The organism is Planctomycetaceae bacterium (genome assembly GCA_041398825.1).
Taxonomy (GTDB): domain Bacteria; phylum Planctomycetota; class Planctomycetia; order Planctomycetales; family Planctomycetaceae; genus F1-80-MAGs062.
The window spans coordinates 385286-402795 of the sequence record JAWKTX010000004.1 but is presented as its reverse complement, the minus strand read 5'-3'; the positions used below and the strand labels follow the sequence as shown (position 1 = coordinate 402795).

At 54.5% G+C, this 17510-nt stretch carries 12 protein-coding genes; 3 read left to right on the top strand and 9 right to left on the bottom strand.

Translation table 11 applies throughout. The annotated features are described in order from the left end of the window. Positions 1-247: 247 nt before the first annotated feature. Both R3C20_09885 and R3C20_09880 read left to right on the top strand, forming a co-directional pair. The gene (locus R3C20_09885; GenBank protein ID MEZ6040806.1) at positions 248-931 is read left to right on the top strand and encodes a Maf family protein; all 684 of its coding nucleotides are present in this window, start codon (positions 248-250) and stop codon (positions 929-931) included. Next, on the top strand, positions 928-2139 hold the full coding sequence (locus tag R3C20_09880; GenBank protein ID MEZ6040805.1) for a tRNA-dihydrouridine synthase: 1212 nt from the start codon (positions 928-930) through the stop codon (positions 2137-2139). Before R3C20_09885 ends, R3C20_09880 begins: the two co-directional genes overlap by 4 nt. A gap of 66 nt (positions 2140-2205) precedes the next feature. Here the strand turns inward: R3C20_09880 and R3C20_09875 are convergent, their stop codons facing one another. The 7 genes from R3C20_09875 to R3C20_09845 all read right to left on the bottom strand — a co-directional run bounded on the left by R3C20_09875 (position 2206) and on the right by R3C20_09845 (position 14680). Next, a complete protein-coding gene (locus R3C20_09875; GenBank protein ID MEZ6040804.1) occupies positions 2206-3000 on the bottom strand; it encodes a response regulator in 795 nt (264 codons plus the stop codon). A 222-nt stretch (positions 3001-3222) separates the two neighbouring features. Beyond that, a complete protein-coding gene (locus tag R3C20_09870) occupies positions 3223-5727 on the bottom strand; it encodes a PAS domain S-box protein (GenBank protein ID MEZ6040803.1) in 2505 nt (834 codons plus the stop codon). 371 nt (positions 5728-6098) lie between these two features. Further along, positions 6099-7115: a hypothetical protein gene (locus R3C20_09865; protein MEZ6040802.1), complete on the bottom strand. Its 1017-nt coding sequence runs from the start codon at positions 7113-7115 to the stop codon at positions 6099-6101. Beyond that, positions 7112-8536: a DUF1501 domain-containing protein gene (locus R3C20_09860; GenBank protein MEZ6040801.1), complete on the bottom strand. Its 1425-nt coding sequence runs from the start codon at positions 8534-8536 to the stop codon at positions 7112-7114. Before R3C20_09860 ends, R3C20_09865 begins: the two co-directional genes overlap by 4 nt. A gap of 16 nt (positions 8537-8552) precedes the next feature. Then, positions 8553-10685 carry a DUF1549 domain-containing protein gene (locus R3C20_09855; GenBank protein MEZ6040800.1) on the bottom strand — a complete coding sequence of 711 codons (2133 nt, stop codon included), beginning with the start codon at positions 10683-10685 and terminating at the stop codon, positions 8553-8555. Positions 10686-10687: 2 nt separating this feature from the next. Next, the gene (locus tag R3C20_09850) at positions 10688-11608 is read right to left on the bottom strand and encodes a hypothetical protein (GenBank protein ID MEZ6040799.1); all 921 of its coding nucleotides are present in this window, start codon (positions 11606-11608) and stop codon (positions 10688-10690) included. Between the two features lie 297 nt (positions 11609-11905). Continuing rightward, positions 11906-14680: a prolyl oligopeptidase family serine peptidase gene (locus R3C20_09845; GenBank protein ID MEZ6040798.1), complete on the bottom strand. Its 2775-nt coding sequence runs from the start codon at positions 14678-14680 to the stop codon at positions 11906-11908. A 530-nt stretch (positions 14681-15210) separates the two neighbouring features. On the opposite strand from R3C20_09845, the gene tnpA reads away from it, so the two are divergent. After that, entirely contained in the window at positions 15211-15654 is a 444-nt protein-coding gene (tnpA, locus tag R3C20_09840; GenBank protein MEZ6040797.1) for an IS200/IS605 family transposase, read from the top strand. 302 nt (positions 15655-15956) lie between these two features. Here the strand turns inward: tnpA and R3C20_09835 are convergent, their stop codons facing one another. Both R3C20_09835 and R3C20_09830 read right to left on the bottom strand, forming a co-directional pair. After that, positions 15957-16508, bottom strand: a complete 552-nt coding sequence (locus R3C20_09835; GenBank protein MEZ6040796.1) for a hypothetical protein — start codon at positions 16506-16508, stop codon at positions 15957-15959. Between the two features lie 409 nt (positions 16509-16917). Next, a complete protein-coding gene (locus R3C20_09830) occupies positions 16918-17502 on the bottom strand; it encodes a polymorphic toxin-type HINT domain-containing protein (GenBank protein MEZ6040795.1) in 585 nt (194 codons plus the stop codon). Positions 17503-17510 lie beyond the last annotated feature (8 nt).

Below are 17510 nucleotides of genomic sequence, written 5' to 3'. Positions count from 1 at the left end.
ACACTGCTTCGTCAACTTCGGTCTCTGAGAATGAAGGCTGCAACTCGGCAGAGAATTCACTTACCATGATGCAGCCGCTACGCGGCCTGCAATGGAACACCACGACTCCAGCGAAATCTTTAGTCAGATCAAACGATCGCTGCCCACTTCTTTTTCATTGGTTTCAGTTCAGGCATCCGTCCCGAAGATCGAAGCGGCATATTGCACCGGTTGACTCTCAGCAAACTTTCTTCTGTCCGATCGAATCATGAATTCATCACCTGCAATTGTGCTTGGATCAAGATCTCCACGCCGTCTTGCTCTTCTACGGCAAGTGACGGGCGACATACCGATTGAGATTTGTCCGCCCCTTGATTCCGAAGAGCCGGGGTTTGAAGGTCTGTCAACAGACAACGAACTCGAACAACGACTGCTGAAGATCGTTGCCATGAAATTCAATGATGTGACAGCACAGGTTGAACAACGTACCGATCTTTCAGATCCTGCCATTCTGGTCGCTGACACCATCGTGATCGCAAAGGATAAGAGTGATCACAGCGTCGTACTTGGACAGCCCGACCCCGATCGTTGGCGGCATCAGGTGTTCGACTGGATGAGTGAATTGTTATCCGGGACCACACACTCTGTCTGGACGGGACTTATGGTGTCGCGTGCCGGACAGACATGGTCACATATCGTCAGAACCGAAGTCTCATTCGTCCCACTCAATGACGAACTGATTCGCTGGTACATCAGTACCGGAGAATCGCCAGGAAAAGCAGGCGGTTACGCCATACAAGGCCATGCGCAGGCATTTGTCTGTGGCATCAGCGGCAGCCTTACCAGCGTGATTGGCCTGCCAGTGCTGGAAGTCGTGCAGGCATTGCAGTCCGTCAATATCAGAATCCCTGCAACCATCGCCGGCAATCACGACGGAGCTGGCAACGCATGATGCCTGACCCATTTCCTGTATCCCACGAGGCAGCCTTCTTTCCCACCAGCAATGCCTTCATGCCGCACGGCAACGCCGATAACCGGCCGACACTCAGACAGTTGGCAGGACCGATCGAAATCGGAGGTCGCCCCATACCGACTCGATACTTCCTGGCTCCATTGGCGGGATACACCCACCTGGCCTTCAGGCGTGTCCTCCGTCGACTTGGCGGTCTGGGACTCGCCACGACAGATCTGGTACAGGCAACGATGCTTGTTTCAGAAACTCGAAAATCTCTGGAACTCGTCGAGACCTGCGAAGAAGACCGCCCATTGTCGGTGCAGATTTTCAGCGGAGTCACCGACCACCTTGTTGACGCGGCCCGCTGGTTAAACGATCGCGGTTACCAGGGAATCGACATCAACATGGGCTGCCCCATGGCCAAGGTAAATGGAACCGGGGGCGGAGCAAGACTGATGTGCAATGTGGATGGCGCCGTTGAGGCTGCAGCGCGAGTGATCGACGCCGTTCATATCCCCGTCACGGTAAAAATGAGACTTGGCTGGGACGACGACAACCTGACCGCCCCGCAATTGGCAGCCGAACTGGAACAAGTCGGCGTCGCAGCAATCACAGTACACGGACGAACCCGGGCACAGGGCTTCCATGGGGCAGTCAATCGCAGAGCGATAAAAGACGTGGTAGCGGCCGTCACATCTATCCCCGTTATCGCGAATGGAGATATTCGAACTGTCAACGATGCCCTTTCGATGTTCAGCGAAACCGGGTGTGATGGGATCGCGATTGGCCGCGGTGCCATGCTGGATCCATGGCTTTTTCGACGCATCGATCGTGTGATGAATGGTCTGGCAAACCTGGACGGTTCCGATGCGCAAAAAGGCAATGATTCGCTGAATCAAATTGTTCGCGAACAGCAGGAATGGACGCCAGGCGTTGACGAACAGCTGGATTTCCTGAGCAGACATTTCAGAATGATGGTCGAACAGCATGCCGAATTCAGTTGTCTGCTCTTCCGCAAGTTTGCGGCCTGGTATGGTGTCCGTCTGGGAATTCCTGACGACCTTGAAGCGCGTTTGCGACGTTTCGAGTCCTACAAAGAATTTGACGAAATCATGTCGCAAATTCGACTGAGACATGGTGAACGGGAAGTCTCAGTTCCAACGGCACTCATCAAAGTCCCCAACGGACCAGTATCGCATTGGTAAAAGCCGTCTTCAATATCGTGCGGATCATTCTTTATCCGGCATTCTCAGAACCTCAGCAGATGATTGCTAGTTCTTCGATCCGAACACGGGTAGCCTCGAATCCCCCGCCGCAGTCAGCGCCTGCACGCGTCCGAGTATCTTGCGAAGGTCTACTGGTTTGCGGATCCATTGGGTGAATTCACTCGATCGATCGTCTTCGCCTTCCCCGGTGATTGCCAGAATAGGAACACTGCGGCAGGCCGGGATCTCATGAATCTGGCAGGCCGCCGCCGCTCCATCCTGTCCTGGCAGATTCAAATCCATCAGGATAATGTCCGGCCGCTTCTGCGCGGCCAGTCTTACGGCCTCAACTCCATCGGACGCGATGTCGACTTCGCAACCACCACGCTGAAGCACCTGCACCATCAGATCTCTTTCACGAGGCTGATCCTCAACCAGCAAGACTCGAACGGCCCCCATTTCTTTCGACTCAACACCGCTGACAGCGGTGTGGGCCGATGATTGGATCGACGAGTGCATCTGTTGAAGCGTTGCCTGCACATCCTGCAGTTGACCACGTTCATGCTGCATCAACGCCGTCTGGATGGTCAGCGACAATTCATTTAACAGGTTTCGCAGGCGATGGATTTCTTTGGGATCACTGGTTGGATCAATCGCGACCGGCATCAACTTCCGCGAAGCCCCCGCGACGTCATCCGCATCGTCCAGCACCGGGAGCATTTCCTTCCGCAGTATTTGGATGTGCTGCGGTGCGAGGATCCCGATTCGAACTGTCGTACCACGAATACCAAGGACTCGGAATTCCACATTGACCTGTGGAATCACAATGTCTTCGCCCGTCCTGCGAGAAAGTACAAGCATCCCTTCGCTCCATGCTGAAGGTCGAACCAAAGCCCAAAGTCATTTCAGGCGAGATCATTCGATCAGTTGGCTCGGAAGAATAAAGGTGGCCAGGATCCTCCCACCCGTGTGATCCTCGTCGATTTCCTGCAGTAGTAAACCTGGAGCTGCATTCTTTCCGGCAACATTAGGGAATCCCCCCACATCATACATCACTTGCACAAGGTGAATGGGTGACGGAATTCACGGCGCATCCGGGTACTCCCCTGCTAATGCCAGGAGCATGGCTGACAAATCCACAGGTTTTGTCAGGTGTAGGTTAAAGCCGGCACCCTTCGACTTCAGCAGGTCACTTTCCTGTCCATAACCGGTGAGTGCAAAGAGTGGCAGATGTCTTGTTTCGGGGTGCTGTCGAAGTCGTCTTGCCACATCAAATCCTGAGATGTCCGGCAGCCCGATATCTGCAATCACTACGTCCGGGCGATTCTTTCGGGCCAGTTCAATTCCGTTTTCCCCCGTCTCGGCTTCCATGACTTCAAAGCCATTTGCAGTCAGACATCTCGCCAGCATGGCTCGCCCGGTTGGCAAGTCGTCAATCAGTAATATGCGGCGAATCTGAGGACGAATTGGGCTGTAAGTTGACTCGACCATTGAGCCCGAGGGCATTTGATCGTCGAAGGACGCGACGACTCCTGGAAGGGTGATTCGAAGCGTGCTGCCCCGACCCAACCCTTCACTTTCGGCCGTGACTGTTCCCCCATGCAATTGACAGATGGTACTGACCAGTGCAAGCCCCAGTCCAAGGCCTCCTTCTGAGCCAGCCGCGAGAGAATTTGCCTGACTAAACATCTCAAATGCCGTTGCAAGAGTCTGCTCAGACATTCCAATGCCGTCATCTGCGACAGAGATCTCCAGCTTTCCTTCATCCGCCTCCAGAGATACCTCCACGTTCCCTCCTGCCGACGTGTACTTGATGGCATTCGTGATGAGATTCAGGATGCACTGCATAATTCGATCGCGGTCTGCATCCACGAACAGCCCTTCATTCATCGCCGTCACTTTCAGCGCCACAGACTTGCTTTCAGCTTTAGCCTGCAGTGCGGAAATGGCGTCCTGCACGACTCTACAAACATTGAATCTGGATTTCCTGAGATTCAGTTTGTTGTAGTTCAATCGCGAAAGATCCAGCAAATCGTCGAGCAGCCGTCGCAGCAGTCGGGCCTGAGAATCAATTGTCTCCATGCATTCGGACATTTCAGTCACGGACAGGTTTACCGTCAGGCCAAGCTGCGCGGCAAGCATCAACGCATTTACCGGATTACGAAGTTCATGTGAGAGCATGGCGAGGAAGATGTCTCGCTTTCGCAGTTCTTCACGTAGCTGGATTTCCAGTTGCTTGCGGTCGCTGATCTTACGAATCGAGCCCGAAAAGAACCTTCTCCTCTGCGTCGAATCCAATCCAATCCGTCCCCGAGTGAGGAACCACTCACACACGTTGTCCGTTACGAAATAACGATGTTCAAACTCCAGTGATTCAATTTCACCCGCAATAAGTTTCTGAAGTTGTATTCGATAGTTGTCCAGGTCTTCCGGATGCACGCCCTGAAAGTATTCATCCAGTGTTGCCATCGGATCATGGTCTGGCTGACCAAGTTTCAACCAGAATCTCGGAGAGCCATAGAACTGCGGCGATTCGATGTCCCAGTCAAAGATGCCGTCACCAGTGCCAGCCGCCGCGCGCTCGTAGCGATTTTCCGCCTCCTTTAATGCTGTCATGTCAACGACAATAGCAACAACGCCCAGAACCGTATTTTCAACAATCTCCGGCGTGTAAGTGACACTCGCAAAAAACGGTGTACCGTCGTGACGCGGGACAATCAGTTCATAGTGAACCGTTTCTCCTGCCAACGCGCGACGAATTCTTGGCGCGGCCTGATCAAATGCGCCCAAAGTCACGAGCTCGCGGACATGCTTGCCAACAATCTCTTCCCGTTTCAAATTGAAGTATTCGCAATACCGCTTGTTGACGAATCGGTACCGCATATCCGGACCAACATAGCTGACCAGAGCTGGCACACTGTCGGCGATCAGGCGAATCCTTTGTTGCTGCCGTTCGATTTCCTGATGGGTTCGAATTGTTTCGGTCGTATCTCGAATGACGACAATGGAGCCGGTCTGTCCGGATCGGGAAGGGTACTCCGGCGAAACGACAAGCTCGACGGGAAATGATGTTCCATCTGCCCTTACAAGAGTATCCCGCGGGTTTCGACGTGCGAAACCTTCTTTTGAAACATCTGCGGCCGCGCAGTCGCCTGCGTTCAATTCGGTAACCGAACGACATTCAAACCCAAAGATTTCGGACACAGTCTTCCCGACAGCCTCATTCGCTTCACGTCCGAGCATGCGGGCTGCGGCCGCGTTCATGAATGTCAGACGACTGTCCGAATCGAATTCACAGATGCCCTCGCCGGTTGCAGCCAGAATGAAATCCGTTTTCTCCTGCAGCTCCTGAAGCGTTTGCTGCAGGTCGGAAGGCAGCGTATCGCGTTCACCTCTGACCCTGTTGAGCTCTCCGATCGCACTGTGCAGCTGTTGCCGGGATTCCACCAACTGTCGCCGTGATTCTACCAGCTCCTGCTGGGTTGCCCGAAACGCGTCACGCGTAAATTGAAGCGCTTGCTCCAGCTGTTGGACACGTTCGGCGGTCGTTGGAGTCGACGGGTTTTCATCCTGCTCAGAATCAGTCATGCCAGGAAACCTCAGGAAAACGATGCCGTGAAGAACAACCAACCAGCGAACATCGAATCAGGCTGTCGCAGGCCCGAACGACAGCGTGCCCGTTTACATTAGCGCAGAAAAGGGCAGTGTTCCAGTGAGTTCCGCAGAAATGATGCCTGTCAAAAATCTGACGAACTGATCCCACGCAGATCTGACTCTCGAATTCATCCAGAAAAAATCGGCCGGTGGGTGCCAAACTCTGATCCATTTTCAGGACGCCATTCATCCGGAACATGTCCATGGACATCCCTGAACACTGCAGAGCATCATCGCATCGGCACAAACACCACGTCGCCACGAAAGCGGCATGTCCATCATAAAGCGATGACAATCAAACCAATTCACTGAACAGCAGCGGTTGGGCGGCCCGGCAGCACATGGAGCTTTCCTGCGGCATTAGCAACCAGCGTGAAGCTTCCGTCCGGCGCTGTGGTCACGTACGTGATCCATTCTTCCGGATGGCAGCATGTTTCAAGCGTCTCAAGCGTGTCTACCTGGATGGTTCGCACGCGACCGTCCCACGATCCAGCAACCAGGTGGGTTCCATCGCCATCCCAGGCAAGGCTGGTCACCGGCGAACTCAATCGATGAAACCTGACAAGTCGTCCGATGGTCGGTTGCCAGAATCGAACCGTCCTGTCTTCAGACGCTGTTGCGATCATCGGTAATTGCCCCTGTCGCATGGGTCTCAGCGTAATGCAAGTGACGGGTTGTGTATGATTCGTGAGGGACCGCACCGATGTGCCACGGACACAGTCCCAGACAATCAGAGATTGGTCGACACTGCCACTGACCAGCGTTTGATCGTCAATAAAACAAACGGCTGTGACTGGACGCGAATGCCCGCGCAGCGTATGCCGCAGTCTCCCATCAGTCAGATCCAGCAACACGATGCTTTGGTCATGGAGTCCAAGAGCGAGGCACCCGGATGCGGGCGCCAGGGATACCGCGTATGCGACGTCGTCCGCAAAGGTTTTCTGCCAGAGCAGACGACAGTCCGGCCAGGAATACACCGCTACCCACGCGTATTCGCCCGGGTTCCCCCCGGCCGCCACCAGTCTGGTTTCATCGGCCGACAGACAGACGGCGTTCGTCATCCGGCAGGGCGAAGAAATGGTCCGCCGGACCAGAAGCGTTTTCGAGTCCCGAACGCGAACGCCAAGCTGTGATGCATCCAGCAAAGTGCCTGCATCAGCTGTGACAGTCATACAGGTGATCAGAGGCCGTGACGCTGAACCCTCGTCGTCTGCTGCCGCGTCGCCGACCGCCCAACCCCAGGAAAGTCCGGTAACGATCATTGCCACGGCCCGCATTTTGATGGGCCCATGCGCGCAGAAGCCATTCAACAGATTGTTCACGACAACAACTCCCGCACGACTTTCGCCTCGTCACCTGCAAGTCGAACCGGGCGGCCTGTGTCTGTGCGCAGTTCGTCTGATGGATTGAATCCCAGCATGTTGTAGATGGTACAGATTAAATCAGACGGAGTGACCGGACGTTCGGATGGGGATTCGCCTGTACTGTCGCTCGAACCAATCACCTGACCACCACGAACGCCTCCTCCAGCCAGCATCACGCTGAATACGCGTGGCCAATGATCGCGACCGCCGGAAGTATTGATCTTTGGCGTTCGACCAAATTCTCCCATCACAACAATCAATGTTTCATCCAGAAGAGCTCGATCACGCAGATCATCAATCAGTGATGACACCGCGAGGTCAAGTGACGGTATCAGGCCGACTCCGGTTTTCGCTCCCGTGTAACCTTCTTTCAGGCGAGTGTAAAGGTTGTCATGCGTGTCCCAGCCGCGATCGTTTACAGTGACAAAGGGAACGCCGCGTTCAATTAATCGTCGAGCCAGCAGGCAGCTTTGCCCAATTGTTTTCATGCCGTAACGTCGTCTGGTTGCCGGCGTTTCTTCCTCCAGGTCAAATGCCGCTCGCGCTTTGGCAGACGTCACCATAGCCACAGCGCGATTCAGTGCCGAATCCTGGGACGACGAATTCGAGCGTCCCTGATTCTCGTCCCATCGCGCGAGTTGTTCAGCAAACATCCTCCTTCGGTCGATGCGATCAAGCGACAACCCCGCAGGCGACTCCAGATCCTTCACACGAAAGTCCGGTCTTGACGGGTCAGCGCCAATTGAAAATGGACCGAATTCCTGCGGAAGAAATCCCGATCCCGTGAATCTGCCACCACCCACCCGATGATCGGGAATTGCAATGCTGGGCGGCAGCAAAGGCATGCCATCAGTTTGTCGTTTGAAACTGGCAACGGCATGAAAGGGCGGATACTGAAGAACGGGAGTGGGCTTATATCCCGTGAGTAAATAGTGCGTGCCCAGATTATGTTCTCCGAGCGGCGACGTCATCGAACGAATGATCGCAATTTCGTCCATTCGTAATGCCAGTTCCGGCAGACATTCGGAGATGGCGACCCCGGAAATACGAGTCGAGATGGCCGACAGGGGCCCCCGAACCTCTTTGGCTGCCTCCGGTTTCAGATCGAAAGTTTCCAGATGGCTTGGTCCACCATCCAGCCAGATCAGTATGCATGACCTGGCCAATGGCCGAGGTATTTGCGCAGTTTCTGAAGGCAGGGCTGATGTTTTCGACGCAACTGTTGAGGACGACACTCTCGCATCACCCACAGCAGCCGCGCTGACAGCGTTCCAACGGGACAATCCGATTCCAAGACCAGCGAGCTGTCCCAGTTGCAGCACCGCGCGGCGCGACATACCGTCACATCGTTTGAATTTGTTTGCGTAGCCTGTGGTCATGCCTCTTCGCCCCGACTTAGTGATTGGTGCAGAATTCGGTGCTGTTCAACAGACTCCAGACGAAGTCCTGTGCAATCTCAGTGGATTCCGGTCCCTTCAGCGTTCCGCCGAACTGACGCAACCAGAATTCCATTTCATGGTTTCTGGCAGGTCTCGACAAAACACGAAGATAAATCGCGGCAATGAATTCTTCCGGCCTTCCGCAGGCCTGCATTTCCGCGGTGATTGCGGTGCTGTCACTGAGTTTCTGATTGATAAACGACCCGTTGATCAGATGCAGTTGAACGGCAAGATCGTTGCGTCGCAAGGCAGACTGTTCGCAGGCATCGGAGCAACGCCCCAGCAGATCCAGAGGTTCGGAAGTTGCTACTAACCCATCCAGCGAAACCGCCCGCGATTGATGCCCCGAAAACTCATCGCTCTGCGTGACATCCAGAACAGCATCCAGAAAGACCTGCGGGGACATCGGACGCGAAATTGCAGCACCATGGAACCGGGCAACGGCCTGATTTCGATGCTCCGAAGTTTCCGACGACTGACGATTGTGATCAACGGCACTTCGGCGATACGCGGCACTTTGACAGATAGCTCGAAGCGTAGGACGCAGCTGACAGTCATTCTCCCGGAACATTTTTGCGAGCCCGTCCATGAGTTCCGGGTTTGTCGGCGAATTCGTGGCACGATGATCATCGACCGGTTCCACCAGCCCACGTCCCATCATGTGTCGCCAAAGTCGATTCACCATCGCGCGAGCAAAGTAAGGATTCTCAGCAGACGTCAGCCATTCAGCAAATTCTGTCCGCCCATCTGCATCCTCGCCCAGAAAGCCAGCATCCGGAAGTCGACGGATCGCGGGTTCTCCGGTTCCGGGATGAATTACCCGCCCGGTTGCCGCGGACCGAATGACATCTCCGGATTTGATGCGGGCGAAGATTGCAGCCAGGCCGTGGTAATCATCCTGCGTCCAACTGTCCAGAGGATGATCGTGGCAATTCGCACACTGCAATCGTACGCCCATCATTGTCGAAGCGACGAATTCGGCCTGCCCTCTCGGGTCGCCACCGATATTGTAGAAGGCTGCCGCACCTGTTTCGGAAACAAGGCCTTCAGCCAGAATCAGTTGGCGGGACATCTGGTCCAGCCCAATGTCAGTACGCACACAATTATGAATCCACTCGTAGTAGACTCGAGCCCATTCAGCATTCGCCTTCAGTGCGGAAACACGCAGTAACTGAGCGAGCTGGAACGTCCAGTAGCTATTAAACTCATCCGAATCCAGCAGACTCTCAATGAGGTGCTCCAGCTTGTCGACGTCTGAACTGCTAACAAACTCCTTCACCGATTTCGGAGAGGGCAGACAACCAGTCAGGTCGAGCGTCAGTCGACGAATCAATGTATACTCGTCCGCTTCGGATGTCGCTTCGAGACCGAATTGACGGAGTCGTTTCACCACCAGACGATCGATCGACTGTCCCGTGTCGGCAGACAATTCCTCGACATCATCGGCAGCATGACTTTGCCACGGGACAATGAACTCTAACGGACGAACCTGATCAAGAAATCGAGCGATGACCACATGCTGTCCGGCGGTACGCAGAACAATCCTGCCAGTCTCCTGCACATGCGTACTATCAGGGTCGTCCGGTGTCAGCACCGTCCAGGGGAGAACATCGGTGGTCGTTCCATCGCTGAAGCACGCAGTTGCGGAGATCTGATACGTCGGGCCCGTCGAATCCGACCGTTTTTCGGCATGCAGTTCAAAGGAGTCGAGTGTCCGGCGCGGCGTTCTTTGTGCGCCTTGTGAGATCCAGTTCAGAAGGATGGCATGGTCGGCACTTTCAGGCTGAATGCGAGTCCCGCCTTCATGGCTCAACTGTTCCGTTGGTTTCAGCAGGAACAGGCTCTGCGATGCATCAAGACGATCAATTCTGCGACCTTTCATGGCCAAAGCAATTTGATCAAAATCGGTGGCAGGGCGGCTGCCGTAAAGTGAAAGACGAAACCCACCACGCCCCGCCGCTGCACCGTGGCAAGCCCCCGAATTGCAGCCCGCCTTCGTAAGAATGGGCATGACCTGGGTGTCAAAATCAACCGGCTGATGAAGGATCGACGCACTGGCCGAAGTGAGACTCAGGACGAGCCACCACATGATTATTCTCGCCCCTGATTGCCAGTTTTGACGCGGCTGTCAGTGAACTCTCGGGACCATTTCTTCAGATATTCCTGACACTTTGGCGTACCATATCTCGCCAACATGTCAGCAGCGATAATGCGCCGGGTGATGTCTCCCACCTGAACTCGAAAATCCGCGTGTTCGGCGGCGAAGGCTTCGACTTTGTCCGCTGCGGCAACAACCTGTTCGTCAGTGGCCGTCTTCTGAATCAACGGGCCCAGTAATGGGCGAATCTGCGGATGCTCTGCCGCCGCCGCATTTGCTGCGTCCCCGCGTTTCATCGCTTCGTCTCGCTTCATCGCCCCATCTCGCTTGGCTGGAGCATCCGATTGCCTTCGTTGCGGCATGAAGTCTGCGACAGCGGGCACGTCCTTTTCGCCGAGCACTTCGGCAATCGCCTTGAAGATCTTTGGTCCGTCGACTTCAACGCTCGGCTGCACCAAAGCAAAATTTGCCGTCACCACATTTCTGTTCGCAACAAGAACGGTCAGCGCGACGTTGCGATTCAGCCCGTAAGCCCCCGGACCTTCGATTCCATCAACGGAAATCCCTGTTTGTACTTTCGAGGGAAAGTATCGAGGAATGCGATTCATCCAGGTCGACGCGTCTGTGGGGTCATCCGTCAGAACCACGAGACTTCCGGACAGCTTTTCCGGACCTCGAGCATCGGCAAGACGCATCACAAGATTCGCCACTCCAAGAGCAGGACGTGTTCTTTCGTGAACGAAAACAACAACCGATGGTGTGGAAACGTCACCCGGAACATCAACTTTCTGGTCGGCCTGTTTCCCAAAGACTCCCGTCATCACGAATGGAGCCAGAGTTTCACCAGGCTGCGGTCCGGAAAACACGGGATCGTCGACAAGAACGGAATTCAGCAGACACAGGATCACAAGCATCAAACATCTCCCGAACCAGACCACCAATTCGCAAGGCACTGACCGCCAACAACGCAATCACGCGTTCCTGTAGGGTACCACTGCCCAGCGAGAATCGCCAGACCTGACAACAAGTTTCAACGCCGGCACGAAGTCCGGTGGCCGGAGTCCGTCAAGATCTCAATGACTGAAGGAAAACATCGCTGAAACATGGTAGCCGATAGGCACCGTGAGATCGCGATCCGCCCGGATGTCTCGATCGGTCGTCACCACATCGAACAGACGGTTTTGCGGAGTATCCGATCGGGCGACGCCGTATCACTGAAGATGGGCTTCGAAGAGTTTCAGAATGCGTCGATATTCGTCAAACCAGCTTTCTGGTTGACGGAACCCGTGAGCTTCCACGGGGTACATTGCCACATTCCAGTTGTCCTTGCGCAGCTCAATCAGTCGCTGAGCCAGCCTGACGGTATCTTTGAAGAAGACGTTATCGTCAACCATTCCGTGACAGATCAACAGAGGGCGTTTCAATCCCTCCGCAAAGTAAATCGGGCTGCTGTTCAGGTACGCCTGAGGATCGGTTTCCGGAGTGTTCAGAATGTTGCTGGTGTACCCATGATTATAATGGGCCCAGTCGGTAACAGGCCGAAGGGCGGCTCCACAGGCAAACAGTTCAGGATCACGAAAAAGCGCCATCAGCGTCATGAAGCCGCCATAGGATCCCCCATACACACCCACACGTTTTGCGTCTACATTGTGTTCTTTTACCAGCCAGCGAACTCCATCCTGAAGGTCCTCCAGTTCTGCTGTTCCCATCTGTCGATAGATCGCCGTTCTCCAGTCACGTCCGTATCCAGCGGATGCGCGGTAGTCCATGTCGAGCACGACATAGCCGAGACGCGTTAACAGGCTATGGAACATGAATTCGCGAAAGTAGCCCGACCAGCCCTTGTGTGCATTCTGCAGGTACCCCGCACCATGAATAAAGACGACCGCCGGACGCTTTTGATTTCCCTTTGACTTCCGATCGACAGTTGATTGCGAGGAATCTGTGGTCTGCGAATCCAGTGCCGGCGCATCGATTGCTTTCGCGGCATCTTCCGGCAGGTACAATCGGGAATGTATCTGCTGGCCGGATCGAGAAGGAACCTGAACGAAATGCGGAGTCGTCCAGTCGATCTTTTCAAACCTGGGAGTTGTTGACTCCGTCAATTGAACCGCCCCGGCAATGGAGACAGCAGCGACTTCTCCATTGATAGATTCAGGCAAATGAAACAGAAACAATTCAGGCGGTTGCAGCGGGGACGAATGGATTGCCAGCGCCCGTGTTTCATCCGGCGAAACAATAAATTCATGGACACCTCCAAACCCCGTGAGGGATTTCAGTTCCGGTGTGACGCGACTGACAACACCCAGTTCATATTCGCCCGGGTGGTTTCGATTGTGTGTCACGAAAAAACGGGATTCATCTCTGCTGACCCGGGGATCAGAAATCTCGAAACTTCCGGACGTCAATTGACGAACCCGACCTGTCGCGGCATGACCTTCATACAGGTGCTGGTATCCCGAATCTTCACTCAGAAAGTACACCATCGATGAATGCCCGATCCAGTCGGCCGTACGTTCTGTCCAGTTGATCCAGGCCGGATCGTAACGATGGTGCAACGTCTTCAGGCCATCATCCCTGCCGACACGATTCAATGACTGCGTCATGATCCAGCGGTCTTTGTTGTCCGCCGAAAAGCATTGAAACAACAAGTATTTCGAATCCCTGGAAAACGACACCGACGGGATGGCGACGTCCCTGACAACCAGTTTTTCTGGGCGGGCATCTTCCGTGTCGCTCACATCGGCCGTGTCGCTTACATCGGCCGCGTGGCTCTTGTGCTCTCGGGCGGCAGAATTCCTGTCTGCCGTCCCCTGTCTGGAAGACTCATCATCCGTGCCGTTGTCAGGATCCTTGCCGTTGTCAGGGGAGCTTTCGCCGGAATCATTCCGGACCGGTTCGTTGGTAATAGCTGCAAGCCTGTCCTGCCCAATCTCAGGAAGTACGCTCAGATCGATTTCATGAATGGAACGCCGGCGAATATCGATCAGCGTGAGTTGATGGGCGGATTCCGTGGAGTGACCAACCAGCGAACGCACGCGACGACTGTGCACGTAGCCATCATCCCGAATCCATTCCGGCATCGTATCAGTTTTGTCCGTTGTGTCGGTGGACGATGTTGTTAGGACCGCCAGCCAGCGTCCATCGCCTGAAAGGATCTGACGAACGAGCCGACGCTTCCTGCCCAGGTAGAATGGTTCATCGACATCCAGCGGATTCAACCGATCGATCAGTTTGTCCTGCTTCTTAGAAACATCCTGATTGCGTTTTTCCTGCCGAAGGTACCGAAACAGTTCTTCCTCCTTCAGCTCCAAAAACGGCTTCCGGCCCTTGTCACCGCTTTCGTTGTCAGGCTTTGAGTCTCCACTCGCCTTTGGCCTGCGGTCGTCGGGCGGATCTTCAAAACGCAGCACGACAGGTTCTCGCTCGAGTCCCGTGGAAAGATCGCGAACAAGCAAAACACCATCTCTTGTAAACTGAACCTGGTCGTCCTGATGCATGAAGCGAGCGTCGGATTCTCGTGCCGAAGTGCGTGTCAGTTGAATCAGCGTCCGTGTATCGCGGTCATACAAGAAGAGATCTCCGCCCCTCGTACCAATGATACGTTTCCCTGCGGAATCTTCATCACCGGTCAATGGGATGCGCAAGCTGAATTCTCTGACAGGAACGCGATCATCGCGCAGCCTTTTCAGTCCGCTCGCAGTGACTGAAATTTCATGCCAGTCCCGAACTGGACTTCCGAGCCTCTTGCGTCGAAAGAAAACGACCTGCCCGTTGTGGGCCCAGGCGGCGTCTTCCGGGGACCGTGCGATCCAGTCCGGATCTGCCATGATCTGTTGCAGCGATAATCCATCGGGAAAACGAATCCCGGACCGGTCGTGACCTTCGCTCTTCGTTATTTCTCCGGCATTCCCACTGGATATGCAGACTAGGTACACAAACGCCAGGACGCCCCAAACAGCCAAACGCACATTTCTCGTTGCCATTGTCAGTTCCAAATCACATAGAAGGTCGTGGAACCGTACAAAATGCGATGGGTTGTTGCGTAATTCAACAGAAAGTCGACCACATGAACGCTTCGCAGAGATTCCACAGCCGAAACGCACTGATCATCCGAACGTTTTCCCTGTTGCTGTTAATCAGTAAGGCTGGCTTTCTTGCGCAACCAATACAGCCAGAACCGACGTCCATCGTCGTATTCATTGCCGGATCGTTCAGGACAAGTATGCACAACGAGTGAGAAATCGCTCAAGGGGAAATCCTGCATGTTCCGTCTATTGCGATTCCCCTGTCCCCTTTGCGATTCCCCTATTCGGGGACGGCGTGCGGGGTTTTGTTCCACAACGGGTCTTTGGCGTCATTTCCCCGACACTGCGAGTATGCTGTCTTCCCTCTGCGATTCAGCCCGGAGGGCTTATAGAAATTAGCCGGCGGTCAGCGTAGCGCCACCGCCGGTCACCAGCCCATAAACGCCCGCATCCTGAAGGGATGCCGGAACGATGCATCGGAGGTTTTCATGTCCACATTTCTCAGCCTGCACGTCCACATCATCTTCAGCACGAAGCATCGGAAGCCATGGATCGCTGACGACTGGATCGAAAGATTTCACGAGTACATTGGCGGAACTGTTCGAGGGCTCGATGGTGTTCCTGAAGCCGTCGGTGGGATTGCCGATCACGTCCACCTGCTGGTCGGATTGAAGTCCACTCACCGACTGTCGGATTTCATGCGTGATATGAAGAAGAGTACATCGAAGTGGGTTCACGAAACCATCAATGAACCGCGGTTTGGATGGCAGGACGGTTACGCCGCCTTCACCGTGAGCCCAACAGCGCGGGACGGCGTGCGGCATTACATCGGTCGACAGCGCGAGCATCATGCGAAGCAGTCTTTTCAAGAGGAACTGATTGAATTGCTGCAACGTGCCGGGGTGGCATTCGATCCGGAGTATCTGGAATGACGGTACGAAAGAATCTGGCATCCCTTCGGGATGCAATCTGGTTGTTGGGACCGCTTCCGGTGGTGCGCCGTTCGGCGGCGACCACCGGCTAATTTCTGATGTCCCTCTGGGACGAATCGCAGAATTCAGCCTGAGGCGTCGCGCGTTCCAGACGAGTCAGGATCGCCGTGTCGTCAGAGAACGACGCAGCCAGCTCGACATCAGCCGCAGGCCGAGCATCACTCTGACTGAGCTGCTCCGCACGCGGTATCCAAATAAAAGCGAGTGATTCTTCATGATGAAACTCCGAGGAGTGACCCTCGTTAGAATATGCCCATCACTTCCCTGCGAATGATTTCGACAACTTCGTCGCAACAAATCCCTGACCGTTTCAAGCGGGCTTTGTTCCATTTGAGTCGTCGCTGAATTGGTACAGCAACCATGTACCTTTCTGGGCTGAGTGGCGCGACGAGCACGCAAACATTTCCGGTGTTCTGCGCGGACAGAATCTGTACGCCGAGATCCTCTGGCTGCAAAAATTCCAGCCCCTCAGGAGGAAGGACGAATTGCGATGATTCGAATCCGTCAATTTCAGCAGAACGCGACAGAACCGTCAGCATCGCACCGCACAGACTCTGCAGATACGAATCGAGGCAACATTCAAGTCTTCTATATCGCCCCAAGACTTCAGCCAATTGCACTGATCGTTCTGTTCGATCTTCTTCCGATTTCCCAACAGCGGATACGTCAACAAGGACATCTACGACTCGTCCAACAAACACTTCCTCAACTTCAATGCTTGCGTCCTGCCACATGAGTTCACTACCGACGTAGGGAAATTGAATGACATAAGCACCTTTCCTTACGTGCCACATTACGGTTGCAGAAGCAGTCGAATTAGTTGAGGGACCGGTTAGGAACACAAGATGCAAATGGCTGAGACAAACGAAAACAGCCGTGTCGCCTGACATTGCGTCCAACCACTCTATCAAACGAAGCATTGCCGCAGCAGTTTCAATTCGATCACGCGACTGGGACTGGAGGTCTCTGATGAATGTGTCCCTGCTTCCGTCGCAGTCCTCGACAAAGATAATCATGGGTAGACAATCCTGAGACTCGCTATTTCCTCAAATATATCGCTAACCACACTACCATCGGCACGGACAAATGTAACCTTACCGAGAAAGTCACTGTTTAGCAGTTGCCTGAATTCCCAGCTCGTTGTGTTCTTGTTTAAAGTTAGGCTGAGAGGGCCGTCAAGTGCCCGTTTAATGTCAAATCACTTTAGCGAGAACACGATTCTATCTGCCCTTGTTGTGGCTTGCCAAAATGCCACCATGAAGTCTTCTGCCGTCCCCTTGCGCCAAATCCTGTAAGCCCAGCGTCCCGCCATCCGCCCCAGTCTATCGCGCCATGCAATGCCTTCAATTCGTCTGTTGCACCACCGATGCCTAAGCCAACAGTTTTCTGACAACTGTTATGCACCAGCACGCCGGTGGTGCCGACATGGTAGACGTGTGCGACGTGGACTTCGAGGTTGTAGACGAAGGTTTGGCCGGGGACGGTGGTTGTGGAGACGACGGTGGTCAGGCCGTTGGTGGTTCGCAGAGTTTCGCCGGGCTGCAGCGAGTCGGCTCTGACGAAGTCCTGCCGGTCTTCGCTCCAGAACGGATGATTGGCCGTGCATCCGATCGGTGAGGATTCACCGGCAATCGTCAGATCAATCGTACGGGCCGCTCGATGGCAAAACGTCCCCGTGACGACTTGACCGGGCCAGTCGGCAATCTCGGGGCGCTTCCATCGCCAGCACCTTGGCATGACCGTTGATGCCGCATTCGAGGACGGCGTCGCGGAATTTTGTTCCCGCATCACGTCGT